Origin of the sequence: Mesorhizobium sp. M1A.T.Ca.IN.004.03.1.1 (assembly GCF_003997555.1) — a bacterium.
In the GTDB taxonomy this organism is placed as follows: domain Bacteria; phylum Pseudomonadota; class Alphaproteobacteria; order Rhizobiales; family Rhizobiaceae; genus Mesorhizobium.
This window is the reverse complement of the sequence record NZ_RZTV01000422.1, coordinates 1-266: the sequence shown is the minus strand read 5'-3', so window position 1 is coordinate 266 and position 266 is coordinate 1. Positions and strand designations below refer to the sequence as shown.

The following is a 266-nucleotide window of genomic DNA, read 5'->3' as shown; positions in this document are numbered from 1 at the left end:
GTAGCTCCTCGTTGACTACTCAACATGTGGTGAAATCATGACATTCATCAGGCAGAGCAGGATTGTGAACAGATTGCTGCGCCGGTTTCCGGAGGATGCCTTCGACCTTCTGGCGCCGATACTGGAACCCATCGATCTTCCCGTCAACCATCCGCTCGTGCTGCCGCACAAGCCGATCGAGCATGTCTGTTTTCTTGAAAGCGGCCTCGCTTCGATGGTTGCGGAAAGCGCCGACGGCAAAAGCGTTGAAATCCGCCACATCGGAC

Annotated in this window: 1 pseudogene; it reads left to right on the top strand. The window is 55.3% G+C overall.

From position 1 onward, the window contains the following. Positions 1-37: 37 nt before the first annotated feature. Positions 38-266: pseudogene (locus EOD29_RS37630) on the top strand (Crp/Fnr family transcriptional regulator); the annotation flags it as partial.